Raw genomic sequence first — 21459 nt, 5'->3', positions numbered from 1 at the left:
TGGAAGGCGTCATGTTCACCATCGGAGACTTCGCCCGGTACGGCCGTGTGTCGGCCCGCATGCTGCGCCATTACGACGCGATCGGGCTGCTGCGCCCGGCCCGTACCGACCCTGTCAGCGGCTACCGCTTCTACGAAGCGGCCCAGCTCGCCCGACTGAACCGCATCATCGCGCTCAAGGATCTCGGATTCAGCCTCCAGCAGGTGGGGGCGATCCTGGACGAGCAGGTGAGCGTGCCGGAACTGCGCGGCATGCTGCGGTTGCGGCAGGCGGAGCTGGAAGCGGCGCTGACGGCGGCCGGTGCGCGGCTGGCGCAGGTCGAGGCGAGGCTCCGGACGATCGAGAGTGAGGGACGCATGTCTGCCGACGATGTGGTGGTCAAGCGCACCGAAACGGTCCTGCTCGCGGAGCTGAGCGGCATCGCGGCCAGTTACGGCCCCGAGGACATCGGCCCCGTCATCCAGCCGCTCTACGACGAGCTGTGCCGGCGGCTGGCGGCGGCGGGGGTGACCCCCGCGGGGCCGGGGCTGGCGTACTACGAGGACGCACCGGAGGAGAGCACAGGAAACACAGGAAACACAGGAAGCACGAGCGACGGCGGCAGCGACGCCGTGGTCGTCCACGCGGGCATGGTGGTCACCCCGGAGGCCCTGGCGAAAGCCGGCGCCAAGACGGACGGCGGCTCCGGCCGTTCCGGCACCCCCACCCCCACGGGCCTCGGCTTCGACGTCGTCACCCTTCCCGGCCTCGACTGCGCCGCCACGGTGGTGCACCACGGTCCGATGAGCCGGATTCTGCCGACCGCCCAGAACCTCGCGCGCTGGATCGACGCCAACGGCTACCGCTCCGCCGGGTACGCCCGTGAGCTGTATCTGGAGTGCCCGCCGGATCAGGAGAAGTGGATCACCGAGATCCAGGAGCCGGTGGTCAGGGCCTGACGCCGGGCACGGTCTCCTCGCCGTCCAGGCACGCATTGACCGTCTCCGCGAACGCCACCGCCGCCGGGCTCAGCGCCGCCCACTGGCGTACCGCCCAGCCCGTGGCCAACGGGGGCAGCGCGGCGATCGGCACCAGCCGCAGGGCCGGGTGGGCGGTGGTCCGCAGCCCCGGCAGCCGGGGGACGACGGCCGGGCCGACGCCGAGTTCGGCCAGCAGCAGCGCGATGGGGGCACCTCCCGCGCCCTTAAGGCGTGGGGGACCAGTCGGCGACGCTGGTGGTGCTCGGGGGCGGGACCGGGCCGGAGTCCCGGTGGCTGAGGTGTCCGTCGAGGCGCATGCGGGAGGTGGAGTTCTCCGGCAGCCGGATGTGCCGGATGCCGGCCAGCTCCTCGGGCTCGATCCGCTCCCGTGCGGCGAGCGGGTCATCGGCGCGGACGGCGAGCACCCACGGCAGGCCGATCACCGGATGCTGCTCGATGCCGCGTACCGGCGGGCCGATGGTGATCCAGGCCAGTTCGGAGCTGCCGTCCGCGACCGCCTCGAAGCAGCGGCGGCTGGAACTCTCGGTCTGGAACTCCAGGTTGACGTGCGGATGGCGGGCGCGGAAGGCGACCACCGCATCGGACATGAAGTGCCGTACGGTCGTCGCGCCCGTCGTCACCCGGACCGTGCCGCCGTCGCCGGCGCGCAGATCGGCCAGCCGGCGCAGCGCCAGTTCCAGCCCGCTGAGGCCGTCGGCGGCCGCACGGTGCAGGATCCGGCCGGCCTGGGTCGGTGCCACACCGCGCGGCCGGCGCTCCAACAGGACGATGCCCGCGGCGCGTTCGAGGCGTTTGATGCGCTGGCTGACGGCCGACTGGGTGCATCCGAGGTCGCGGGCGACGGCGCTGAGATTGCCCGCCTCGCACACGGCCACGAAGGCGCGCAGGTCATCGAGGGTCACCGGCGTACGGTAGCGCGCCAACCCAAGCTATAGCTAAGGGATTTGGTAGGAAATCCGAGGATTGACTTGGGTGTGGGGTGCCGCGAAGATCGTCGCAGGGCCCAGGGCGGCAACCCGGAACCGCGTACGGCCGTACGGTTCCGGGTGCCGACCCGCCGCCCGCGATCCGGTTACGCACCCCCGGAACGGGCCACGCCCTCCACGCCGGCCGCATCCCGCCCGCCGCCGTCTCCCGCCGCCCCCTGCCGTACCACCGCCAGGACCAGCAGCCCGCCGGCCACCGCCGCCATCCCCGAGAGCAGCATGATGTCCGTCAGCCCGGAGACATAGGCGGCGCCGACGGCCCTACGGGAGGCGCCGGGCCGCAGGCCGTGCAGGGCGGTGGTGAAGACGGTGCCGAGGATCGTGATGCCCAGTGCGTAGCCCAGCTGGCGGAAGGTGTTCACGGCGCCGCTCGCCATGCCCGCCCGCTGCGGTGGCGCCGCGCCGAGCGCCGCCGAGACCAGGACCGGCATCGCCATCCCGATGCCGAGCCCGCTCACCGCGAGCCCGGGGACCAGCACCGCCCAGCCCGAGCCGTCGTCGAGCAGCGCATACGACAGCAGCACACCCGCCCCCGTCAGCAACAGGCCGACACCGACCGGGAGTTGGGGTGCCATCCGCTGGAGCGCCCGGCCGCCCAGCGCGCCGACCAGCAGGGACATCAGCGCCATCGGCGTCACCGCCAGGCCCGCCTGCACCGGGCTCAGGCCCAGGATGTTCTGCACCCACAGCCCCACGAACGTCAGATACGGGAACGCCGCGGCCTGCAACAGCAGCGCCGCCGCCATCAGCGCCGCGAACGACGGCCGGCGCAGCAGCCCCAGGTCGAGCAGCGGCCGGCGCACCCGCCGCTCGACGGCGAGGAACACCAGCAGCGCGAGCGCCGCGCCCACCAGCGAGGCGAGCGTCCCGGACTCCGTCCAGCCCTGCTCGCCGCCGCGCATCAGCCCGTATGTCAGCGCGCCCGCGCACGCCGTGAAGGACGCGGCACCCGGCCAGTCGATCCGGGCGAGGGGGCTCCCCCCGACCGAGTCCGTCCGAGGGCGGGGGAGGTCACCGTACGACTCATGGACCCGGCGCAGCGTGATCCACACCGCGAAGGCGGTCAGCGGCAGATTGACCAGAAAGATCGCCCGCCAGTCCAGATACTCGGTGAGCAGGCCGCCCAATACGGGGCCGATGGCGGCCGCGGCACCGCTGGTACCGCCCCAGACGCCGAACGCGACACCGCGGTCCCGGCCCTGGTAAGCGGCCATCAGCAGCGGGGTGTTGGTGGCGAACATCGCGGCCGCGCCCACGCCCTGGACCGCGCGGGCCGCGACCAGGATGCCTGCGTCCGGGGCCAGACCACAGGCCAGCGAGGCGAGCGCGAACAGCGTCAGCCCCGCCACGTACAGCCGGCGCCGCCCGAAGAGGTCCGCCGCCGAGCCGGCGACCATCAGCAGCGCGGCCAGCGCCAGCGCGTAGATGTCCATCACCCACTGGAGCGAGGTGAAGGAGGCGCCCAGGCCGTCGGCTATCCGGGGCAGCGCGGTGTTCACGATCGTCACATCGACCAGCAGCAGGAAATTGCCGAGGGTGATGGCGGCCAATGGCCACCACTTCCCCGCCGGTCCCGCCGCCGGTCCGGTGGCCCTTCCTTCAGGTCCTTCAGGCTCCCCGCCCGCGTCCGGCATCCGGCCGGCCACCGCGGTCCCCCGCTCGGGTGCGCTGTGCATGATTGCGTCCTCCACTCGTGCTGCCGACCCGTGTCGCCGATGTGCCGACGACCGGTTCTGGTGCTGCGTCATGGCGTGTTCCGACGACGCGGCACGCCGACGCCACCGTGCGGGCCACACCGGTTGCGGTCCCAGCCACCTCGCTCCCGGCGGCGCAATCCGACACGCGCTAGCCTCGAACGGTGAAAACCGACGGGAAGCCCGACGGTAGGGCTCAGCGGAAGGCCCACGGGAAGGCCACCGGCCGTCCCGCCGGCAGTCCCACCAGCAATGTCGCCGGCGCCCCCGCCGGCTTCGACGACCTTGACCGCCGGCTCGCGCATGCGTTGCAGCTCGACGGCCGGGCACCGTTCAGCCGGATCGCCGCGGTGCTCGGGGTCTCCGACCAGACCGTCGCCCGGCGCTACACCCGGCATCGCACCACCGGCGCGCTCAAGGTGCTGGGGCTGGCCGACGCACGGGCGCTCGGCGAGATCGAATGGCTCGTACGGGTCCAGTGCGCGCCGGAGGCGGCCGCCGGCGTCGCCGAGGCGATGGCCCGCCGCTCGGACACGTCCTGGGTCAGCCTGATGTCCGGTGGCACCGAGATCGCGGCGGTCTGCCGCGCGGCGAGCAGCGAGCACAGTGATGCTCTGCTGTTGCAGAGGCTGCCGCGCACCCCCAGCGTCGTCGGCATCACCGCGCACTGTCTGCTGCACGAGTTCTACGGCGGCCCACAGGGCCTGATCAGCAAGTCCGGTGCGCTGACCGACGAGCAGATCGCCCGCCTGAGCCCGCCACCGCCCGATCCGGACCCGGCCGCCGTCCCGGTGGCGCTCAGCGACGCCGACCGCCGGCTCTTCGACGCGCTGGCCCGTGACGGCCGTACGCCGCTGGCCGAGCTCGCCGCCGTCACCGGCTGGTCGCCCACCACCGTCCGCCGCCGGCTCGCCGAACTGCGCACGGCCGGTGTCCTGTACTACGACGTCGACTACGACCTGCGGCAGTTCGGCCACGGCGTGATGGTCGCCCTGTGGCTGTCCGTCGCGCCCGCCGAACTCGCCGCCACCGGACAGGCGTTGGCGGCGCACCCGGAGGTCGCCTTCGCCGGCGCCACCACCGGGCCGAACAACCTCTTCGCGTCCGTACTGTGCCGGGACGTCGGCGCGCTCTATACGTATCTGACGACCCGGGTCGCGGCGCTGCCCGGCGTACGGACGATGGAGAGCGCGCCCCGCATCCGGCACATCAAGGGCGCGGGCCCCCTGGTCGTCGCGTCCCCCGCCGCCCCGGGACGGCGCCGATGAGGCCGCTGATGGAGCCGCCGCGCGAGAGCGGGTCGCCGCGGCCGGGCAACCCCGTGGCCTGGGTGCGGGACTGGGTGCGAAGCACCCCCGGCACCCACATCTGGCTGCTGATCATCGGCATCACGAGCCTGGTCATCGCCTCGGCCTCCGAGGGGCTGGAGCAGTTCCTCGTCCACCGCACCAGCAGCAATATCCACGAGCTGAACGAGCATCCGCTGCCGTCGCTGCTCATCAGCGGTTTCTGGATCGAGCGTCCGTCGTCGTTCCTGCTGTATGTGGTGATGTTCGAGCTGCTGCACGCCAATGTCGAGCGCTGGCTGGGTACCTGGCGCTGGCTGCTGACCGTGGGCGGTGCGCATGTGGCCGCGACCCTGGCCAGCCAGGAACTCGTCCTGCTGGCCATCGAGGGCCACGAGCTGCCGCGCTCGATGACGCATGTCGTGGACATCGGCGTCTCGTACGGGCTGGCGGCGGCCGCCGGTGTGCTGACGTACCGGCTGCGGCCGCCGTGGCGATACGGCTATCTCGCCGGGGTGCTGGTGTTCTTCGGGATTCCGCTGATGACCGGCGCGACCTTCACCGACTTCGGCCATGCCATCGCGCTGACCATGGGCTTCACGGCCTGGCCGCTGACCCCGGGGGCCGCCACCGGGCCTGCGGGGGAGGAGGAGTACGACGAGGAGCCCACGGACCCGGCCGCCGAAGCGGCTGCCGACCGGGCCGACGCCGACCCGCCTGCGGACCGGGGTCCAACAGGCCGTCAGACGCCGTAGAGCCGCTCCAGCACCACCGCGACACCGTCCGCCTCGTTGGAGGCGGTGAGCTCGTTCGCGACGGCCTTCAGCTCGTCATGGGCATTGGCCATCGCCACACCGTGCGCGGCCCAGCCGAACATCGGGATGTCGTTGGGCATATCGCCGAAGGCGACGGTCTCCTTGGCGGTGATGCCCAGGCGGCGGGCGGCCAGCGACAGCCCGGTGGCCTTCGTCAGGCCCAGCGGCAGCAGCTCGACGATGCCCTCGCCGGCCACCGTCACGCCCACCAGATCGCCGGCGACCTGACGCGCGGCCAGCGCCAGCGCATCGTCGTCCAGCGTCGGGTGCTGGAGGTAGACCTTGTTGAGCGGGGCCGCCCACAGCTCGCCGGGGTCGTCCATCATGACGTTCGGCAGCGGGCCCTCGTGGACGCGGTAGCCGGGGCCGACCAGCACGTCGCCCTCCAGACCGTCCCGGCTGGCCGCCAGGAACAGCGGGCCGACCTCCGCCTCGATCTTGGACAGTGCGAGGCCGGCCAGCTGACGGTCGAGCGTCACCGACGTCAGCAGCCGGTGCTCACCGGCGTGGTAGACCTGCCCGCCCTGGCCGCACACCGCGAGGCCCTTGTAGTCCAGGGCGTCGAGGATGTGCCGGGTCCAGGGCACCGCACGGCCGGTGACGACGATATGCGCCGCGCCCGCCGCGGTGGCCGCGGCGAGCGCCTGGCGGGTGCGCCCGGAGATGGTCTCGTCGTGGCGCAGCAGCGTCCCGTCGAGATCCGTCGCGATGAGCTTGTACGGGAGCGGAGCCGGTGCGCTCACTTGGCGACGGGCTCCAGGATCTCGCGGCCGCCCAGGTAGGGGCGGAGCACCTCGGGGACGCGTACGGAGCCGTCCGCCTGCTGGTGGTTCTCGAAGATCGCCACGATCGTGCGCGGTACGGCGCAGAGCGTGCCGTTGAGGGTCGCCAGCGGCTGGACCTTCTGCTTGCCGTCGACCGTCTCCCGCATCCGGACCGAGAGCCGGCGCGCCTGGAACTCGTCGCAGTTGGAGGCCGAGGTCAGCTCGCGGTACTTGCCCTGGGTGGGGATCCACGCCTCGCAGTCGAACTTGCGGGAGGCCGAGGCACCGAGGTCACCGGTGGCGACGTCGATCACCTGGAACGGCAGCTCCAGACCGGTCAGCCACTGCTTCTCCCAGTCCAGCAGGCGCTGGTGCTCGGCCTGCGCGTCGTCCGGCCTGACGTAGGAGAACATCTCGACCTTGTCGAACTGGTGCACCCGGAAGATGCCGCGGGTGTCCTTGCCGTACGTGCCGGCCTCGCGGCGGAAGCACGGCGAGAAGCCGGCGTAGCGCAGCGGCAGCTTGGCCGCGTCGACGATCTCGTCCATGTGGTACGCGGCGAGCGGGACCTCGGAGGTGCCGACCAGGTAGTAGTCGTCCTTCTCCAGGTGGTAGACGTTCTCGGCGGCCTGGCCGAGGAAGCCGGTGCCCTCCATGGCGCGCGGGCGCACCAGGGCGGGGGTCAGCATCGGCGTGAAGCCGGCCGCGGTGGCCTGGGCGATGGCGGCGTTGACGAGGGCGAGCTCCAGCAGCGCGCCGACGCCCGTCAGGTAGTAGAAGCGCGAGCCGGAGACCTTGGCGCCGCGCTCGACGTCGATCGCGGCGAGCAGTTCGCCGATCTCCAGGTGGTCCTTGGGCTCGAAGCCCTCGGCGGCGAAGTCACGGATCGTGCCGTGCGTTTCGAGGACCGCGAAGTCCTCCTCGCCGCCGACGGGTACGTCGGGGTGGACGAGGTTGCCGAGCTTCAGCAGCAGCTGCTGGGTCTCTTCCTTCGCCTCGTCCTGGGCGGCGTCGGCGGCCTTGACGGCGGCGGACAGCTCGCCGGCCTTCTTCAGCAGCGCGGCCTTCTCGTCGCCGGAGGCCTTGGGGATGAGCTTGCCGAGCGACTTCTGCTCGGCACGCAGCTCGTCGAAGCGGACGCTGGACGACCTGCGCCGCTCGTCGGCGGAGAGAAGCGCGTCGACGAGTGCGACGTCCTCTCCACGGGCGCGCTGGGACGCGCGCACACGGTCGGGGTCCTCACGGAGCAGGCGAAGGTCAATCACACCACCAGGCTACCGGGGCCGGGCGCCACCACTCGACGGGATATTCCCCGGCATGTCACTTTGCCCGTTTTGAGGTCATTTATTCCCTCGAAGGAGCGGGAGGGGACGAGCGGGGGTGAGAGGGAAAAAGCGTACGGGGAATTCGCGCGCATTCCGTGGGGCGAGGTGCCCGGCGGGAGGTATTCGCGATGTCCGCGATGGGGGTTTTCGTGGTGTCCGTGCTGGGTGATCCACTGTGTGGACAACGGCAGTTGGGCGGGTGCCGGGGTGGTGCGCAGGCCCCTGGTTTTCCCTGGGGCCCCCCTGGTTGTCCACAGGGGGCAGAGATTCCGCGACCTTTATCCACAGGCTGTGTGTGAGATCTGTGGAAGCCGGAGCTGATCATTCCGCTCCCGAAATGCTCGGCTATGGATTCCCAGTCCAAACCCCGTTTACGCACTCTTTCGTGTGGGATTGCCTCGCCCTAAAGGATTGATCACGTGAATTGTGCTGACGGTGTCCGAGGTGGGGTGCTGTGGAGCGATGTGGGGTCACTAGGGCGATTTGTCGACCCTGTCCGATTCTCTTGTCGACTTACCCACAGGTCGAGAACCGAGCCTGTGGATAACTTTGTGGACAACTCACAGGCCCCTTGAATGCGCAGGTCGTGCCCTGTGGCCGGCCGGCCGGGTCATGCCCGGCGGCCCGGTCGCAGGGCACCGTGGCGTCCGCTCAGCCCCGCCCGTCCAGGCAGCGCGCCAGCCAGTCCGACGCCTCGGTGAACGCCGAGTCCGTCATCTCCGGCCGCACGCTCGCCGTGACCTCGTCCGCCCGCGGATACGAACCGAGGAACCGCACCTCGCGGCAGACCCGCCTCAGGCCCATCAGGACCTCGCTGACCCGCCGGTCGGTGATGTGCCCCTCGCAGTCCACCGAGAAGCAGTAGCGGCCGATGCCCTCACCGGTCGGCCGGGACTCGATCCGCGTCATGTTCACACCGCGGACCGCGTACTCCTGGAGCAGCTCCAGCAGCGCACCGGGGTGGTCCTCGCGCAGCCACAGCACGACCGAGGTCTTGTCCGCGCCGGTGGGCGACGCCGGCCGGGCCGGGCGGCCCACCAGGACGAAGCGGGTGGCCGCGTTCTGCGCGTCGTGGATATCGGTGACCAGCGGCTCCAGGCCGTACGTCGCCGCCGCGAACTCGCCCGCGAACGCACCGTCGTAGCGGCCCTCCTGCACCAGCCGCGCGCCGTCCGCGTTCGAGGCCGCCGACTCCCATACGGCCTCGGGGAGTTGGGCCGCCAGCCACTTGCGCACCTGTGGCTGGGCGACCGGGTGCCCGGTCACCGTCTTCACCTCGCCGATCGCCGTACCGGGGCGGACGAGCAGCGCGAAGGCGATCGGCAGCAGCACCTCGCGATAGATCATCAGCGGTTCGCCGGAGGCCAGTTCGTCGAGGGTGGTGGTCACCCCGCCCTCGACGGAGTTCTCGATCGGCACCAGCGCCGCGGAGGCGTCACCGCCGCGCACCGCGTCCAGGGCGGCCGGCACCGACACCATCGGCACCAGTTCGCGGGTCGCCGCCTCGGGAAGGCTGCGCAGCGCGGCCTCCGTGAACGTGCCCTCGGGTCCGAGATACGTATAGCGGCTGGCCGACATGGATAAGGACTCCCTCGCGTAATTGCGGGGGCACCCCGCCGATCTTCTCCCTGTCCTGCCACGATACCCAGCTGTTACGGAGCCCGGGCCGGACTTCCGGTGAGTGAGCCGGTACCCCGACGGGCCGGGGCCTCGGCGGGCCGGTGCCTCAGCCCTCCAGCAGCGGCCGGCCCACATAGCCGCCCGGCTCCGCGGCCGGCGGTACCGCGAACAGTCCGCTCGCCTCGTGCCGCAAGAACGGCGACAGCGCATCCCCGCTGTCCAGCTTCCGCTGGACCTGGGTGAAGGCGCGCAGCGGGTCGGCCTGCCAGCAGACGAACAGCAGCCCGGCGTCCGGGGCACCGTCCTCGCGGAACCCGTCGTGGAAGGAGAACGGGCGGCGCAGCATCGCCGCGCCCTGGTTCGACTCCGGCGCGGCGACCCGGGCATGCGCGTTGGCCGGGATCACCGGCAGCCCGTCGGCACCGCTCGCCTCCAGCCGCATCGGGGTGGTCTCGGAACCGCCGGTCAGCGGCGCCCCGTTGTCCTTGCGGCGTCCGATGATCTTCTCCTGGTCGTGCCGTGAACGCTTCTCCCAGTCGTCCAGCAGCATCCGGATCCGGCGGACGACGGCGTACGAGCCGCCGCGCATCCACGCCTGGTCGGCGTCCCGGCCCACGAAGATCCGCTCGTCGAAGTCCTTGTCCGACGGCTTCGGGTTGTTGGTGCCGTCGACCTGGCCCATCAGATTGCGGGCGGTCATCGGGTGCGCGGTGGCGCCGGGCGTGCGGTTGAAGCCGTTCATCTGCCAGCGCAGCCGCGCACTGCCTGCCGCGTCCTTCTGCAGCGTGCGCAGCGCATGGAAGGCGACCAGCGCGTCATCGGCGCCGATCTGGATCCACAGATCGCCGTTGCTGCGATCGGGGTCCAGCGCGTCGGCGGAGAACTCGGGCAGCGGGTCGAGCTGTACGGGGCGCTGCTTCTGCAGGCCCGTACGGTCGAAGAAGCTGTGGCCGAGGCCGAAGGTGATGCTCAGGGACGACGGACCGGCGTCCAGCGCGACCCCCGTGTCGGCGTCCGGAGTGCGCCCGGCCATCAGCTCCTCGGCCGTCCGCGACCAGCGGCGCAGCAGCGCGGCCGCCGCCTTGCGGTCCGCGCCCGGCGCCAGGTCGAAGGCGACGAGATGCCCGCTGGCCTGCAACGGGGTGGTGATCCCCGCCTGGTGCTTGGCGCGCGCCTGCCGGAACGGGACCTCGGTCGAGCCGATGGTGGTCAGCGCCTCGTGGGCTGCGTCACGCCCGGCGGACCGTGCTGCGGAGACCCCGAGGGCGCCGCCGGCCCCGCCGACGACCAGTCCGGCCGCGCCCGCCGCGCCGACGGTGCCGAGCAGCCGGCGGCGGGAGAGCTCCGTGGAGGTCTGCGGGGCGGACGCCCGCTGGGCCGGGACCTGCGGGTCCGAGGGCCGCCGGGCCGGGGCTTGCTTGGGTTGCTTGCTCATCAGTCGATCTTCACGTTCTTGGTCTCGGTCACCTGGTCGATGTCGGAGGTCCGTACGAGCAGCGAGATCTGCCACTGCCCGGGGACCGGCAGCTGGACGCCGCTCGCGCGCCAGTGGCCCTTGCTGAGGTGCTTCGGGACGACCGGCAGCGGCCCGAGCTTCTTCGCCTTCTGGGTGAAGGAGACCTTCACCTCGGGGACGTCCATCGTCCGGCCCGACGGGTCGGAGAGCCGCAGCCGCAGCTCATTGGGGCTGCCGGTGCGCCCGGGGTCGAGGTCGAGCCGGGCGGTGCCCTTGCCGCGCGGACCGCCGGTGTCGAACGGGATGGTCAGCACCTGTGGCTGGTTGGCCGCGGCGGACCGCCCGCCCGAAGCGGCCTTGACCGCCTCTTCCGTACGGGCCGGCTCGGTCGCGGTCAGCACCGTGGTCACCACGAGCAGGACGACGGCGACCGCCGCCTCCGCCAGCACGGACCGGCGCAGCCCCAGCCGCACCGGGTCCGCGTCGCGCAGCCGCTTGGTACGGGCGGTACGCAACGCGGCCTGCTGCCGGGCGAGTTGAGCGGCGCGGGCGGGGTCGGGGGTGGCGGCGGAAGCGGCGGAAGCGGCCGGGACGGAGACGAGCTCCTTCTCCGGGGCCGTGTCCTTCTCCGCCTCGGGCTCCGCGTCCGCTTCCGCCTCGGCGTCCTTGTCCTCGGCGTCCGCCTCCGGCACTCGGTCCTCCGGCGCCGTCACCTCCGCCAGCCGCCCCGTCCACCGCCGTGACATCCAGGCGATCCCGACGAGGACCACGACCAGGCCCACCTTGATCAGCAGCAGCCGCCCGTACGTGGTGTCGGTGAGCGCGCGCCAGCTGCCGACCTGCCGCCAGGACTGGTAGATGCCGGTGGCCACCAGCACCACCACGGAGCCGAACGCGATCCGCGAGAAGCGGCGTACCGCGGCCCGTTCGACCGGCGGCCCCCAGTACAGGGACGCGACCAGCGCCGCCAGCCCGCCGAGCCAGGTGGCGACCGCGAGCAGATGCAGCACATCGACGGGCATCGCGACGGCGGTCTGCAGGCCCGTCGAGGCGTGCTCGGCCATCGCCCAGGTCGCGGCGAGCCCGGCGGCGACGATCACTCCGCCGATGGCGAGCCCGAGGGTGAGGTCCTTGCGCCGCTTGGCTTCCTCCGCGGCGTCCATGGCGTCCGCGGCGTCCTCGTCCGCCTCCGCCGGCTCCTGCGCCCGCGCGTACGCCCCGAAGAGCACCGCCACGAACAGCGCCGCGGCGGCGAGCAGCAGCAGCCGGGAGACCAGCGCCGCGCCCGGCTTGGTGATCAGGACCTGCTGGAGCCCGCCGAGGTCGAAGGCATCGGCGAGATCGCCCGACCCGGTGTACGGGGTGCGCAGCAGCAGCATCGCGAGGGTGGTGGCGGTCAGCGCCGCCCAGCCCTGGACCACCAGCCGCTGTACGGACCGTACGAGGGCGGCGGCGGGCCGGCAGGCCACCACGAAGGTGGCGCCGCCGGCCAGCAGCACGAACCCGGCGTAGGCGAGGTAGCGGGCGATGCCGTAGAGCGCGCCCACCAGACCGCCGCCGGCCTCCTGTTGGGGGACCGGGGCGGTGGTCTTGGAGGGCGCGCCGACGGAGAAGGTGAAGGCGCCGGAGACCGGGTGGCTGTCGGCGGAGACCGCCTGCCAGGCGACGGTGTACGTACCGTCGCGGAGCCCCGACGGCAGCCCCGCGCCGTATTTGACGATGCTGTCGCTGCACAGGTTGCGCAGCTTGCCGCGGTCCACCCGTTTGCCCCGCGGATCCAGGACCCGGATGGAGTCGTCGCCCATCGCTACGCCCTCGGAGAAGGTGAGCGTCACCTGCTCGGGGGCCTGGTCGACCACCGAACCCTGCGCGGGGGTGCTGCCGGTCAGCGCGGCATGCGCGGAGGCCGGGACGGCGCCGCCGACCAGCCCGCCGAGCAGCGTGGCGGCCAGCGCCGCCACGACGATCAGCAGGCGCAGGGCCGACCGTCGCGGTCGAAGCCCGGTGGTGACCATAGTGATCGCTCCCCTAACTTCCGTTGCCGTTGCTGCCTGTGACGCCCACTGCTTCTCTGCTTCTCTGCTTCTTTACGTCTCTGCTTCTTCGGCTACTTCTTCGGCGCGTAGTCCGCGGCCTTGACCGGGACCTCCACCTTGATCGGCTTGGCGGTGGCGAAGTGCAGCTCGATGGCGACCTTGTCGCCCTTGACCGGCTTGTTCTTCAGGCCCATGAACATCAGATGGTTGCCGCCGCGGCCGAGCTCAAGCTCGCCGTTGGCAGGTATCGCCAGCGAGTTGACCTGCTCCATCTTGTTGCCGACCGTCTTGTGGATCGAGATGTCCTTGGCCAGGTCGCTGGTGACCGACGTGAGTTTGTCGGCGGCGCCACCGCTGTTCTTGACGGTGAAGAACGCGCCGGCCATGTCCTGGGTGACCGGCTGCGGCATGTACGGGGCGGCGACCTTGAGCTGTGGTGCGGAGTCGCCGCCGCAGCCCGCCAGCGCGAGACCGGCGGTGAGGGTGAGGGCGGCGGCGAGGGTGGTGCGGCGGTTCACGGGTTCTGTCCCTTGATGATCTTCGGAAGTGCCTTGGTGTAGTTGTCGGAGGTGGCCTCCTGCATGCCCATCCAGTGGATCTTGTCGTCCTTGGGAGAGCTCAGCAGAACCTGCGCGCCATGGGTGGAGACGACATCGCCGTTCTTCTTCTTGACCGGCTTCTCGATGCCGATGTTCGCGCTGCGCGCGCCGGCCTGGATGGTGTCGAACGCGCCGGTCAGGCCGGTGAAGTCCTTGTTGATGCCGCCGAGCCACTTCTTGAGCACGGCCGGGGTGTCCCGCTCCGGGTCGGAGGTCACGAAGACCACCCGCAGATCCTTCTGCTCGGCCTTGGGCAGCTGCTTCGCCGCGACCGCGATGTTGGCCATCGTCAGCGGGCAGACGTCCGGGCAGTGGGTGTAGCCGAAGTAGATCAGCGTCGGGTGGCCCTTGGTCTTCTCCAGCAGGTCGTACTTCTTGCCGTTGGAGTCGGTGAGGACCAGGTCCGGCTTCTCCATCGGGCTGTCGAGCGTGACGATCGGCTTGGAGGTCGTGCCACCGGAGACCACGGCGGCGGGCTTGCCGTCGTCGTTGCCGCAGGCGGTCAGGCTGAGGGCCGCGGCCGCCGTGAGGGCGGACGCGAGCAGGGTCCTTCTACGCATTGCAGATATATCCCGTGTGTCGGATCCCGTTCGTCCGGGAAATCGCATCCCGTTCGTCCGGGAAAAGGTGCCGGGCCGGCGCGGGTCGGGCGCCGGCCCGTCCGGTGGTCAGGCGTTGCGGCGCCGGCCGGCGAGCACGCCGAAGCCGACTCCGACGATGCCGACGACGATGCCGATCGCGCCCAGGACACGCGCAGTGGTGTCACTCGTGGAGCTGTCCGCGGCCGCGGCGGTCTCCTTGGCACCGTCCTTGGCGCCGTGCTTGTCGTCCGCGCCGGCGCCGTGCCCGTCCTCGCCGGTCGCCGCGGTGAGCTTGAGCACCGGCGCCGGGTTCTCCGGCTCCGGGGCGCCCTCCTTCGTCGGCTCGATCCAGCGCACGACCTCCTTGTTGTCGTACGTCTGGAGGGCCTTGAAGACGAGCTGGTCGGCGTCCTCGGGCAGCTGGCCGACGGAGAGCGGGAACTGCTGGAACTGGCCGGGCTCCACGCCCTTGCCGTCGGCGGTCCAGGTGATCTTCGAGGGCGCCTCGGTGATCTTCTCGCCGTGCATCTCGATCGGCTTGGCGAGCTTGGCCTTGGTGACCGACACCTTCCAGCCGGGCACCGGCTGCGGCATGACGGACGCCAGCGGGTGGTCGGTCGGCAGCGTGACTTCGAGCTTCACCGTCGAGGCGTCGTCCCGCTCATTGGGGACCTTGAAGTTGACGGTCGCGTAGCCGCCCTTTGCGGCCTCGCCGGGCTGCACGCTGACGTGTGCGAAGGCCGGGCCGGCGAGCAGCAGCACACTGCCGACCGCGATCCCGCCCACGAGCGGCAGCCGCCGCCCGAGCCGCCGCGCCCGCGAAACGTCCGACTGCTGCGACTGCTGGGCCATCTGCGAAAACTCCGACATCGAAAAACACTCCACAGGAAGGAGAAAGGTGCTGGTGACGGTGGGGTGAGTGGCACGCGCGGCGACGGCGCGCGAGCCCGTACCCAGTCCTGTGGGAGCGTGCTTCGCGTGACGTCAGGCCGCGAGGGCCAGGGTGGCCGGGGAGGGCGGTCCTCGCCTGACGACACTGTGGTGGAGCGCGGGGTCCTTCGGGCCGCGTTTGTCATCCCCGTACGAAACGGGGGCGCGCAGCGCATCATCGTGCGCCGCACCGAGCCGGGCGAGCAGGGAGCGAACGAGCGCAAGCGCCCCGCGCACCGCGCCGACCAGCGTGTGTACCGCGATCTCGTACGCCGCCGGAGCCGACAGCCGGACCAGCCGCCACAGCGCCACCTCGCCCCGCCGCAGCAGCCAGCCGACCGCGAGGGCGGCCAGCAGATGCCCCAGCAGCATGGGCAGCGACGGCAGCAGACCGTGCGCCACCGCCGGGTCGGTGGCCGCGCCACCGGCCGTGGTGTGCCCCGCCGGTGCGGCCATGTCGGCGGCGGAGGCAGTGCCGAAGCCGCCCGAGCCGAGGATCCGGCGCGCCTCCGCGCCGTCCACCCGCCCGGTGCCGAGCCCGCACATCACATGCCGGGCGATGCTGATGGCCGCCTGATCGGAAAGCCCGCCCACGCGGCCGTAACCGCTGCCGCTCATCGCGGCCGTGGGCATCGACGTCGAGCACTGTCCCCACGAGTACAGCGAGTGCAGCGTGAGCTGGCCCACGGCGAGACCCGCGGCGATCCCCGGCAAGGAGCGTTCCCGCCCGGCCAGCGGGGCCGCGACCGCGAACACCACGGCAGCGGCCACGCCCAGCGTCCACAGCGGGATCGCCGCGCACGAAGCGGCCATGTGCCCGGCGGCGGACAGCGCAACACAGACCGCGGTGAACACCGCGGCCCTCAGCAGTCGCAGATCGGCGGCTGCGCGCGCTGTGGAGGCGGGCGGGGCAATCATGGCCGCGCCATCATCCCACTGCGCTGATGGATCTCCCACGGCAGGTACGGCACCGACGAGGGCAGCAGCAGGGGGGAGGGGGCGCCTACCAGGGCGTCCGAGGTGTCGGCCGGGGCGCGCGACGGCGCATGCCCGGCGCGTCGCCTACACCGGTGCGCTCACTCTTCGCATCCGCCGAATGAGCGGTATCACGTCCCGGACATGCTTACGGACCTTGTGGCGCGGCAATAGGTATCGGTATGTCGAGCCGCGGCCAGGAGGCTGGAGCGATGAGCATCTGGTGGTCACTCCATTTGCGGCGTGAGGCTGCAAGCGTGCCGCTCGCCCGTCGTCTGCTGCTGGGCACGATGGAGACAGCCGGCGTCGACCCGGACATCTGTTACGACCTGTCGGTGGCGCTTTCCGAAGCCTGCGCGAACGCCGTCGAACACGGCGGCGACGCGGCCACCGAGGACTACCGCGTCACGGCCTTCATCGACGGCGACACCTGCCGTATCGAAGTCACCGACTCGGGCCCCGGCTTCCGCACCTCCCCCGAGCCCTCCGCCCCACCCCATACCGCCACGGACCGCGCCCCCACACCGGCCCCCGTGCCCGCCCCCGCGCAGGCCCCCGCCTTCGCCGAGGACGGCCGGGGGCTCTTTCTGATCGAGGCCCTCACCGACCACGTGCGCTACCGCAACCGCACGGGCCGCTGCGGCGCGGTGGTCAGCTTCGACAAGATCCTCAAGTGGCGCGAGGGCGCGGCGCTGCCGATGGCGTCGTGAGCCGTCATGAGCGCCGAAGCGGCCTCTGATCCGGGGTGACAGCGGATGCCGGCGCGGCCGGCAGATGCGCACCGCGCCGTCCGGCACCCGCCACACCCAGCGCTACTACTGCACGTCGACGTAGTCGCCGGTCGCCGAGACGGCCGGGGTGGTCGAGGTGCCGGCGAAGTTCCAGCGCCAGTAGCCGTCCACGGACGCGGTGGTCGTGGTCTTCAGGTCACCGGTGCTGGAGGTGTTCACCGTCTTGACGGTGGTGTAGGTGCTGGTGCCCGCCTTGCGGAACTGGAGCTTGACCGGCTGGGCGGTGTAGCCCGCGTAGGTGTCGGTGTCCCAGTTCGCACGGGTGAGCTTTCCGGTGACCGTGAGGGTCTTGCCCTTGGCCACCGGCTCCGGAGCTGCGTTGGCGGTCAGCTTGGAGAAGCGCTGGAGGCGGGTGGTCGTGTAGGCGTCCCGCTGGGCCCGGCTGTCGTCGTTGGCCCACACCTGGACTCCGACCTTCCAGGTTCCGGCGTCGGCGTTGGTGAGCCATGAGTCCGGTTCGAAGGTGAAGGTCTTCGAGCAGGTGGAGGTGGTCGCGCTGGAGGCGACGCAGTCCGCGGGGGTGGTGTCTTCGTTCGGCTTGATGTAGCCGTCGGGGTTGTCGGGGTCGGTACCGCGCCACAGGTGGAAATCGGCGTCCCAGATGCCCGACGGATCGGTGGCGGTCACCGAAACCGTGATCGTCTTGTCGGTGAGGCCGATCGCGATGTCTTTGCCGCCGTTGACGGCGACATCGGTGATCTGGATGTCGCCGACGGTCTCGTCCGCGTACGCGGACGAAACGGTGAATCCGCCCGCCACTGCGGTGGCAGCGGCGAGTACAGCGAAGATTGCGCGCTTGCGCATGGATCTCCCCATAAGGTGAAGATGCCCGCCGGATGCATGACACGGCGGGCGAGTGAGCGGCCAACTGTAAACAGTTGAACGTTTCTTCACAACGGCGAGGGTTTCTCGGAACTGCCCTTGTCCCCACTTGTTCGACTTCTGTCGAGAGAGGCGAAACATCCGCCTGCAAGGGGTTCCTGTGCCGGTGAGAATCGATCGGGTCGCCAACTGGCTTGTGGGAGTTCTGTGTTCGGAGCGGACCGGGCATGGAATCCGTAGGTAATGGGGACACCGGAGTTCGCGGCAAAGATCGATCTGTGGGTCCGGAGTCGGAAAGCGATATGAAATCGCAGGTTTGAAAGACGTTTCGTGCACTCACCCGAGGCAAGTAGGGGGGCATGAACGGTCCCCAAGAACCCATGCCCGTAAACGACACCTACCACCCCTATGACCATAACCGGGACGCCCGCAGGCGTAGCCGGGACGGCGCCGGAGTAAACCGGACAGCCTTGGTCATCCATACGATCGCGGACATCGCCGCAGGTTTTCTGGGTCTGTGGATCCTGCTGTATCTGCTGGACGCCAACCAGGGAAATGTCTTCGTCGGCTTTGTGCACGGTATGGCCGACTGGCTCGCGGGTTGGTCCCAGGACATCTTCACCATGGAGGTCGAAGGTCTGCGGGTTTTCCTCAATTACGGTCTGCCTGCCGTGATTTACCTTCTGCTCGGCCATGGGATCGCTGCGCGGGTACGCCGCCTCTGACCGATTCGCGGCCGGCGCGCTCGCGGGTCCCGGATGGCGGGGCCGTCCGCGAGCGCGTCATATACGTCGGTGAGGTCCGTGGTCGGTCGTGCAGAGGGTCGCGGGCCTCATGATGCGGGGCCGTCGGCCCGGACTCCATGAACGGCCTGGACTCCATGAACGGCCTGGACTCCGTGATCGGCCCGGACTCCGTGAGACGCGGTCGACAGGGCCGTCGGGTCGGGGCACGGCCTGCTGCTGTCGTCGGGTCAGGAGTGACCGTTGAGGAAACCGATCAGGCTGGCGCCCCACCAGCCGAGCTGGCTGACGGCGGCGGCAACACCGGACTGGATGCGCAGCGGGCGGGGCACCCGAGCGTCTGTGTACCGATCGAGGCGCTGCCCGAGCCAATGGGCGTAAAGGCCGTTGAGGGTGATGGCCAGCACAAGTCCCAGCTTGAGCCGGGTCAACGGCGATGCCAGGTCCGGACGGAGGAACAGGCCGGTGACGACCAGCCCGGCCAGCCCGAGCCAGATCGGGACCTGTAGTGCGCAGGCGGTACGCAGGACGTCGGTCAGTCGGCGTCGTCCGAGCATCCACAGGAGGGCGAACCAGTCGACGGCGAGCACGGAGCCCAGCCCGACGACGAGCGCCACGAGATGCAGGAAACGGGCGGCCAGTTGTAGGGGCGGGTCGGCGTGGAGATGACCGGCCACCCAGCAGACGGCCGCCAGGGCGGCGGTGCTCAGGACTCCCACGGCGACGAGCGCCCAGACCGGGGTGGGCGGGTTCTCGCGGACTCCACCGCCGTCGCCGTCGTTGCCGTCGTCGGCAGGCGCGGACCAGCTCGGCAGCCTGGCGGGTCGAGGAGCCGGAGCGGTCATGAGTCTGTCGGAGATCGGGGCCACTGCTCAGTTCTCCGACGGGACGGCCGGAGCGGGCGAACGCAGCGGGGATCTGGACCTGGACCTGGATCTGGATCTGGATCTGAGCATGGCTGAAAACCTTCGTTCAAAAATAAGGTAAGGGTAACCTAAGTGCCTGCCATGGGCCCGTCAACTCTCTCCGTAATGCGTGTATACGTTGCAAACCGGCCATCAAGGGCGCCTCTTGAGGGTCGAAACTCGGCCAACGGGCGCTGATCCGCTTCTCTTGGATATGAGTGAGCTGTGCGTGGAATAGGCGTGGAATGTGCGGCGGGGGAATTGTGCCGGTTGCTCATCGCTTTCTGAGAAAACCTCATGCGGTATTCATTGAACCCTCAGGGGTTTTGACCTCCTCTTGGATTTGTGGCCGGTAATTTTTTCTTCGTCAGGTGGTCGCGGATCAGGAATTCGCGACACACATACAGATCGAGGAGGCCTCATGTCTTTCAAGAAGATCGTGCCGCTGCCCAAGCCCAAGAAGAAGCCGCTTCCGAAGCCCCCGAAGGGCCACGGCCACTGCCACGGCACCAAGCCCCCGAGGAAGCCGCTCCCGGTGCGCGGCGAGCGCTGACCAGGGATGCAGTAGGGCCTGCCGCCACTGAGTGATCGGGGCGGTATGAGGGCCGACGGCCGTGGGGGTCGTCGGCCCTCTCTTGTTTGTGCGCGTACGGGATTCCCGTGGTGCGGTCCCGCACCAATCGGCTGTGAAAACCATGTGTGTGGACTTGGCAGGGCATTTGAATTCGGCAAAAAGGGCCTTTGTTCGGGATCGATTCGGGTTGTTGAGGTGCCTGCGTCGGATTCAATTTCTGGCTATGTGATGAGCCTGTTTTGTTGTGGCAGTGGCTCGCCGGTCGGGCCTGGAGAGGAAAGGGGAGCGATGGTGAAGGGCAAGGGAGGGAGGGGTTGTGGGTCTGCGTGAGAACGACTTTGTGACGATGCGGCTGCGGCGGATCTCCGTCGAGCCCGGGGCCGCGCCCGGCGCCGTACGCGGGCGGCATCGGCGCGGTGCCGTGAACCGGGACGAGTGCGGCGGCGCGGAGGGTGGCGGCGAGTCGGGCGACGGTCGCGGCGCCCCCGCCGTCCCCGCCCGTATCGCCTTCCGCCGCTTCTGGCCGATGAGCAAGGGGCTGCGGGGCCGGCTGGTGCTCGTCTGCCTCTGTGTCGTCGTCGCCGCGCTCGCCGAGACGGCCGCGATCCTGCTCTTCAGCGATCTCACCGACAACGCGCTGCAGCGCGGTTCGCTCGACGCCTTCTGGGCGCCGGCCGCGAAGTGGCTCGGGGTCGCCGTGGTGGGCGCGGCCGTCGGCTACGCGGGCAACTCCCTGGCCGTATGGGTCTCGGAGCGGTTCGTGATGCGGTTGCGTGCCGCGGTCTTCGACCATGTGCAGAAGATGCCGCCGCACTTCTTCCAGCGGCACCGCCAGGGCGATCTGCTCGCCCGGCTCACCGGCGATGTCGAGGCCATCGAGCAGATGGTCGTCTCCGGGGTGGTCGGCGCGGTCTCCTCGGCGTTCGGTGCGGTGTTCTATGCCGTCGCCGCGTTCTGGCTGCGCTGGGATCTGGCGGTGGCCACCTTCGTCCTCGCGCCGCTGTTCTGGCTGGCGGCCCGGCGCTTCTCCGGGAGCATCAGGTCGGTCGCGCGCGATGAGCGGGTGGCGGACGGCGCGATCACCTCCGTCGTCGAGGAGTCGCTCGGCAACGTCGTACTGACACAGGCGTACGGCCGGGAGGACGCGGAGCGGGCGCGGCTGGACCGCGAGGCCCGTGCGTGGTTCACCGCCTCAGTCCGGGGCGCCCGGCTGAGCGAGCTGTACGAGCGGCTGGTCGAGATCATCGAGACGGTCTGTGTGCTGAGCGTGATCGGGCTGGGCGTCTGGGAGATCTCCGCGGGCCGGATGACACTCGGCCAACTGCTGGCATTCGCCGCCTTCCTCGGCTATCTGTATCCGCCGATCCGGGATCTGGGCCAGCTCGGCCTGACGGTCACCTCGGCGACGGCGGGCGCCGAACGGCTCATCGAGGTGCTGGACGCCCGCCCGTCGGTGGGGGATCCGGTGACGGGGCCAACCCCCGTACCGACGATCCCTGTACCGATGATTCCTGTACCGACAATCCCTGTACCGACGATCCCTGTACCGACCGGCCCCCCGCCCCACCCCCGCCCCG

At 70.6% G+C, this 21459-nt stretch carries 20 protein-coding genes and 1 pseudogene; 8 read left to right on the top strand and 13 right to left on the bottom strand.

All coding sequences use genetic code 11. The features are described from left to right. Window positions 1-11 precede the first annotated feature (11 nt). Complete coding sequence (locus DY245_RS17485; RefSeq protein WP_128508188.1) at window positions 12-938, top strand: MerR family transcriptional regulator; 927 nt, start codon at window positions 12-14, stop codon at window positions 936-938. Here DY245_RS17485 and DY245_RS17480 read toward each other — a convergent pair. Together DY245_RS17480 and DY245_RS17475 are read right to left on the bottom strand one after the other, a co-directional pair. Beyond that, window positions 928-1882, bottom strand: a pseudogene (locus DY245_RS17480) (LysR family transcriptional regulator). The gene DY245_RS17485 and the pseudogene DY245_RS17480 overlap by 11 nt on opposite strands. Before the next feature lie 170 nt (window positions 1883-2052). Then, window positions 2053-3642 carry an MFS transporter gene (locus tag DY245_RS17475; protein ID WP_128508187.1) on the bottom strand — a complete coding sequence of 530 codons (1590 nt, stop codon included), beginning with the start codon at window positions 3640-3642 and terminating at the stop codon, window positions 2053-2055. Between the two features lie 182 nt (window positions 3643-3824). Between DY245_RS17475 and DY245_RS17470 the strand changes: the two genes are divergently transcribed. Further along, window positions 3825-4928 (top strand): Lrp/AsnC family transcriptional regulator, encoded by a 1104-nt coding sequence (locus DY245_RS17470; protein ID WP_128508186.1) that lies wholly within the window; start codon window positions 3825-3827, stop codon window positions 4926-4928. A gap of 8 nt (window positions 4929-4936) precedes the next feature. Further along, window positions 4937-5701 (top strand): rhomboid-like protein, encoded by a 765-nt coding sequence (locus tag DY245_RS17465; protein WP_244943100.1) that lies wholly within the window; start codon window positions 4937-4939, stop codon window positions 5699-5701. On the opposite strand, the gene DY245_RS17460 is transcribed toward DY245_RS17465, so the two are convergent. From DY245_RS17460 to DY245_RS17420, 9 genes are all read right to left on the bottom strand, one after another. Continuing rightward, window positions 5689-6504 (bottom strand): HAD family hydrolase, encoded by an 816-nt coding sequence (locus tag DY245_RS17460; protein ID WP_128508185.1) that lies wholly within the window; start codon window positions 6502-6504, stop codon window positions 5689-5691. The genes DY245_RS17465 and DY245_RS17460 overlap by 13 nt on opposite strands. Then, window positions 6501-7790: a serine--tRNA ligase gene (serS, locus tag DY245_RS17455; RefSeq protein WP_128508184.1), complete on the bottom strand. Its 1290-nt coding sequence runs from the start codon at window positions 7788-7790 to the stop codon at window positions 6501-6503. Before serS ends, DY245_RS17460 begins: the two co-directional genes overlap by 4 nt. A 711-nt stretch (window positions 7791-8501) precedes the next feature. Beyond that, a complete protein-coding gene (gene pheA, locus DY245_RS17450) occupies window positions 8502-9428 on the bottom strand; it encodes a prephenate dehydratase (RefSeq protein WP_128508183.1) in 927 nt (308 codons plus the stop codon). A gap of 148 nt (window positions 9429-9576) precedes the next feature. Then, on the bottom strand, window positions 9577-10905 hold the full coding sequence (gene efeB / locus DY245_RS17445; protein ID WP_128508182.1) for an iron uptake transporter deferrochelatase/peroxidase subunit: 1329 nt from the start codon (window positions 10903-10905) through the stop codon (window positions 9577-9579). Continuing rightward, the gene (locus DY245_RS17440) at window positions 10905-12941 is read right to left on the bottom strand and encodes a copper resistance CopC/CopD family protein (RefSeq protein ID WP_128508181.1); all 2037 of its coding nucleotides are present in this window, start codon (window positions 12939-12941) and stop codon (window positions 10905-10907) included. The genes efeB and DY245_RS17440 overlap by 1 nt, the downstream gene beginning before the upstream one ends. A gap of 92 nt (window positions 12942-13033) precedes the next feature. Then, a complete protein-coding gene (locus DY245_RS17435) occupies window positions 13034-13480 on the bottom strand; it encodes a copper chaperone PCu(A)C (protein ID WP_128508180.1) in 447 nt (148 codons plus the stop codon). After that, the gene (locus tag DY245_RS17430) at window positions 13477-14121 is read right to left on the bottom strand and encodes an SCO family protein (RefSeq protein ID WP_128508179.1); all 645 of its coding nucleotides are present in this window, start codon (window positions 14119-14121) and stop codon (window positions 13477-13479) included. The genes DY245_RS17435 and DY245_RS17430 overlap by 4 nt, the downstream gene beginning before the upstream one ends. A gap of 108 nt (window positions 14122-14229) precedes the next feature. Beyond that, window positions 14230-15012: a YcnI family copper-binding membrane protein gene (locus tag DY245_RS17425; RefSeq protein ID WP_181923730.1), complete on the bottom strand. Its 783-nt coding sequence runs from the start codon at window positions 15010-15012 to the stop codon at window positions 14230-14232. 114 nt (window positions 15013-15126) lie between these two features. After that, window positions 15127-15990: a hypothetical protein gene (locus DY245_RS17420; protein WP_128508178.1), complete on the bottom strand. Its 864-nt coding sequence runs from the start codon at window positions 15988-15990 to the stop codon at window positions 15127-15129. A gap of 269 nt (window positions 15991-16259) precedes the next feature. On the opposite strand from DY245_RS17420, the gene DY245_RS17415 reads away from it, so the two are divergent. Continuing rightward, window positions 16260-16757 (top strand): ATP-binding protein, encoded by a 498-nt coding sequence (locus tag DY245_RS17415; protein ID WP_128508177.1) that lies wholly within the window; start codon window positions 16260-16262, stop codon window positions 16755-16757. Window positions 16758-16862: 105 nt separating this feature from the next. Here DY245_RS17415 and DY245_RS17410 read toward each other — a convergent pair whose 3' ends face one another. Further along, entirely contained in the window at window positions 16863-17642 is a 780-nt protein-coding gene (locus DY245_RS17410; protein ID WP_128508176.1) for a DUF5707 domain-containing protein, read from the bottom strand. 398 nt (window positions 17643-18040) lie between these two features. Here DY245_RS17410 and DY245_RS17405 point away from each other — a divergent pair, with 398 nt between their 5' ends. Then, complete coding sequence (locus DY245_RS17405) at window positions 18041-18385, top strand: hypothetical protein (protein ID WP_128508254.1); 345 nt, start codon at window positions 18041-18043, stop codon at window positions 18383-18385. Between the two features lie 248 nt (window positions 18386-18633). On the opposite strand, the gene DY245_RS17400 is transcribed toward DY245_RS17405, so the two are convergent. Beyond that, window positions 18634-19248, bottom strand: a complete 615-nt coding sequence (locus DY245_RS17400; protein WP_128508175.1) for a hypothetical protein — start codon at window positions 19246-19248, stop codon at window positions 18634-18636. On the opposite strand from DY245_RS17400, the gene DY245_RS44455 reads away from it, so the two are divergent. From DY245_RS44455 to DY245_RS17395, 3 genes are all read left to right on the top strand, one after another. Continuing rightward, window positions 19247-19390 carry a hypothetical protein gene (locus DY245_RS44455; protein ID WP_181923729.1) on the top strand — a complete coding sequence of 48 codons (144 nt, stop codon included), beginning with the start codon at window positions 19247-19249 and terminating at the stop codon, window positions 19388-19390. The two genes, DY245_RS17400 and DY245_RS44455, sit on opposite strands and share 2 nt — an antisense overlap. A 339-nt stretch (window positions 19391-19729) precedes the next feature. Then, on the top strand, window positions 19730-19861 hold the full coding sequence (locus DY245_RS47530; RefSeq protein ID WP_280524977.1) for a hypothetical protein: 132 nt from the start codon (window positions 19730-19732) through the stop codon (window positions 19859-19861). A 547-nt stretch (window positions 19862-20408) separates the two neighbouring features. Next, window positions 20409-21459: ABC transporter ATP-binding protein (locus DY245_RS17395; protein ID WP_244943104.1), on the top strand; the 1051-nt coding region annotated here is incomplete at its 3' end.

Source organism: Streptomyces inhibens (genome assembly GCF_003389455.1).
GTDB classification, from domain to species: domain Bacteria; phylum Actinomycetota; class Actinomycetes; order Streptomycetales; family Streptomycetaceae; genus Streptomyces; species Streptomyces inhibens.
Note: the sequence above shows the minus strand (reverse complement) of the source record. Positions and strands in the feature narration are given on the sequence as shown.

Coding starts and splice junctions, on each gene's coding strand:
- DY245_RS17485 (WP_128508188.1), top strand. CDS start 12: ATGTTCACCATCGGAGACTTCGCCCGGTACGGCCGTGTGTCGGCCCGC.
- DY245_RS17475 (WP_128508187.1), bottom strand. CDS start 3,642: ATGCACAGCGCACCCGAGCGGGGGACCGCGGTGGCCGGCCGGATGCCG.
- DY245_RS17465 (WP_244943100.1), top strand. CDS start 4,937: ATGGAGCCGCCGCGCGAGAGCGGGTCGCCGCGGCCGGGCAACCCCGTG.
- pheA (WP_128508183.1), bottom strand. CDS start 9,428: ATGTCGGCCAGCCGCTATACGTATCTCGGACCCGAGGGCACGTTCACG.
- efeB (WP_128508182.1), bottom strand. CDS start 10,905: ATGAGCAAGCAACCCAAGCAAGCCCCGGCCCGGCGGCCCTCGGACCCG.
- DY245_RS17440 (WP_128508181.1), bottom strand. CDS start 12,941: ATGGTCACCACCGGGCTTCGACCGCGACGGTCGGCCCTGCGCCTGCTG.
- DY245_RS17430 (WP_128508179.1), bottom strand. CDS start 14,121: ATGCGTAGAAGGACCCTGCTCGCGTCCGCCCTCACGGCGGCCGCGGCC.
- DY245_RS17425 (WP_181923730.1), bottom strand. CDS start 15,012: ATGTCGGAGTTTTCGCAGATGGCCCAGCAGTCGCAGCAGTCGGACGTT.
- DY245_RS17420 (WP_128508178.1), bottom strand. CDS start 15,990: ATGATTGCCCCGCCCGCCTCCACAGCGCGCGCAGCCGCCGATCTGCGA.
- DY245_RS17415 (WP_128508177.1), top strand. CDS start 16,260: ATGAGCATCTGGTGGTCACTCCATTTGCGGCGTGAGGCTGCAAGCGTG.
- DY245_RS17410 (WP_128508176.1), bottom strand. CDS start 17,642: ATGCGCAAGCGCGCAATCTTCGCTGTACTCGCCGCTGCCACCGCAGTG.
- DY245_RS17405 (WP_128508254.1), top strand. CDS start 18,041: ATGCCCGTAAACGACACCTACCACCCCTATGACCATAACCGGGACGCC.
- DY245_RS44455 (WP_181923729.1), top strand. CDS start 19,247: ATGAGTCTGTCGGAGATCGGGGCCACTGCTCAGTTCTCCGACGGGACG.
- DY245_RS17400 (WP_128508175.1), bottom strand. CDS start 19,248: ATGACCGCTCCGGCTCCTCGACCCGCCAGGCTGCCGAGCTGGTCCGCG.
- DY245_RS47530 (WP_280524977.1), top strand. CDS start 19,730: ATGTCTTTCAAGAAGATCGTGCCGCTGCCCAAGCCCAAGAAGAAGCCG.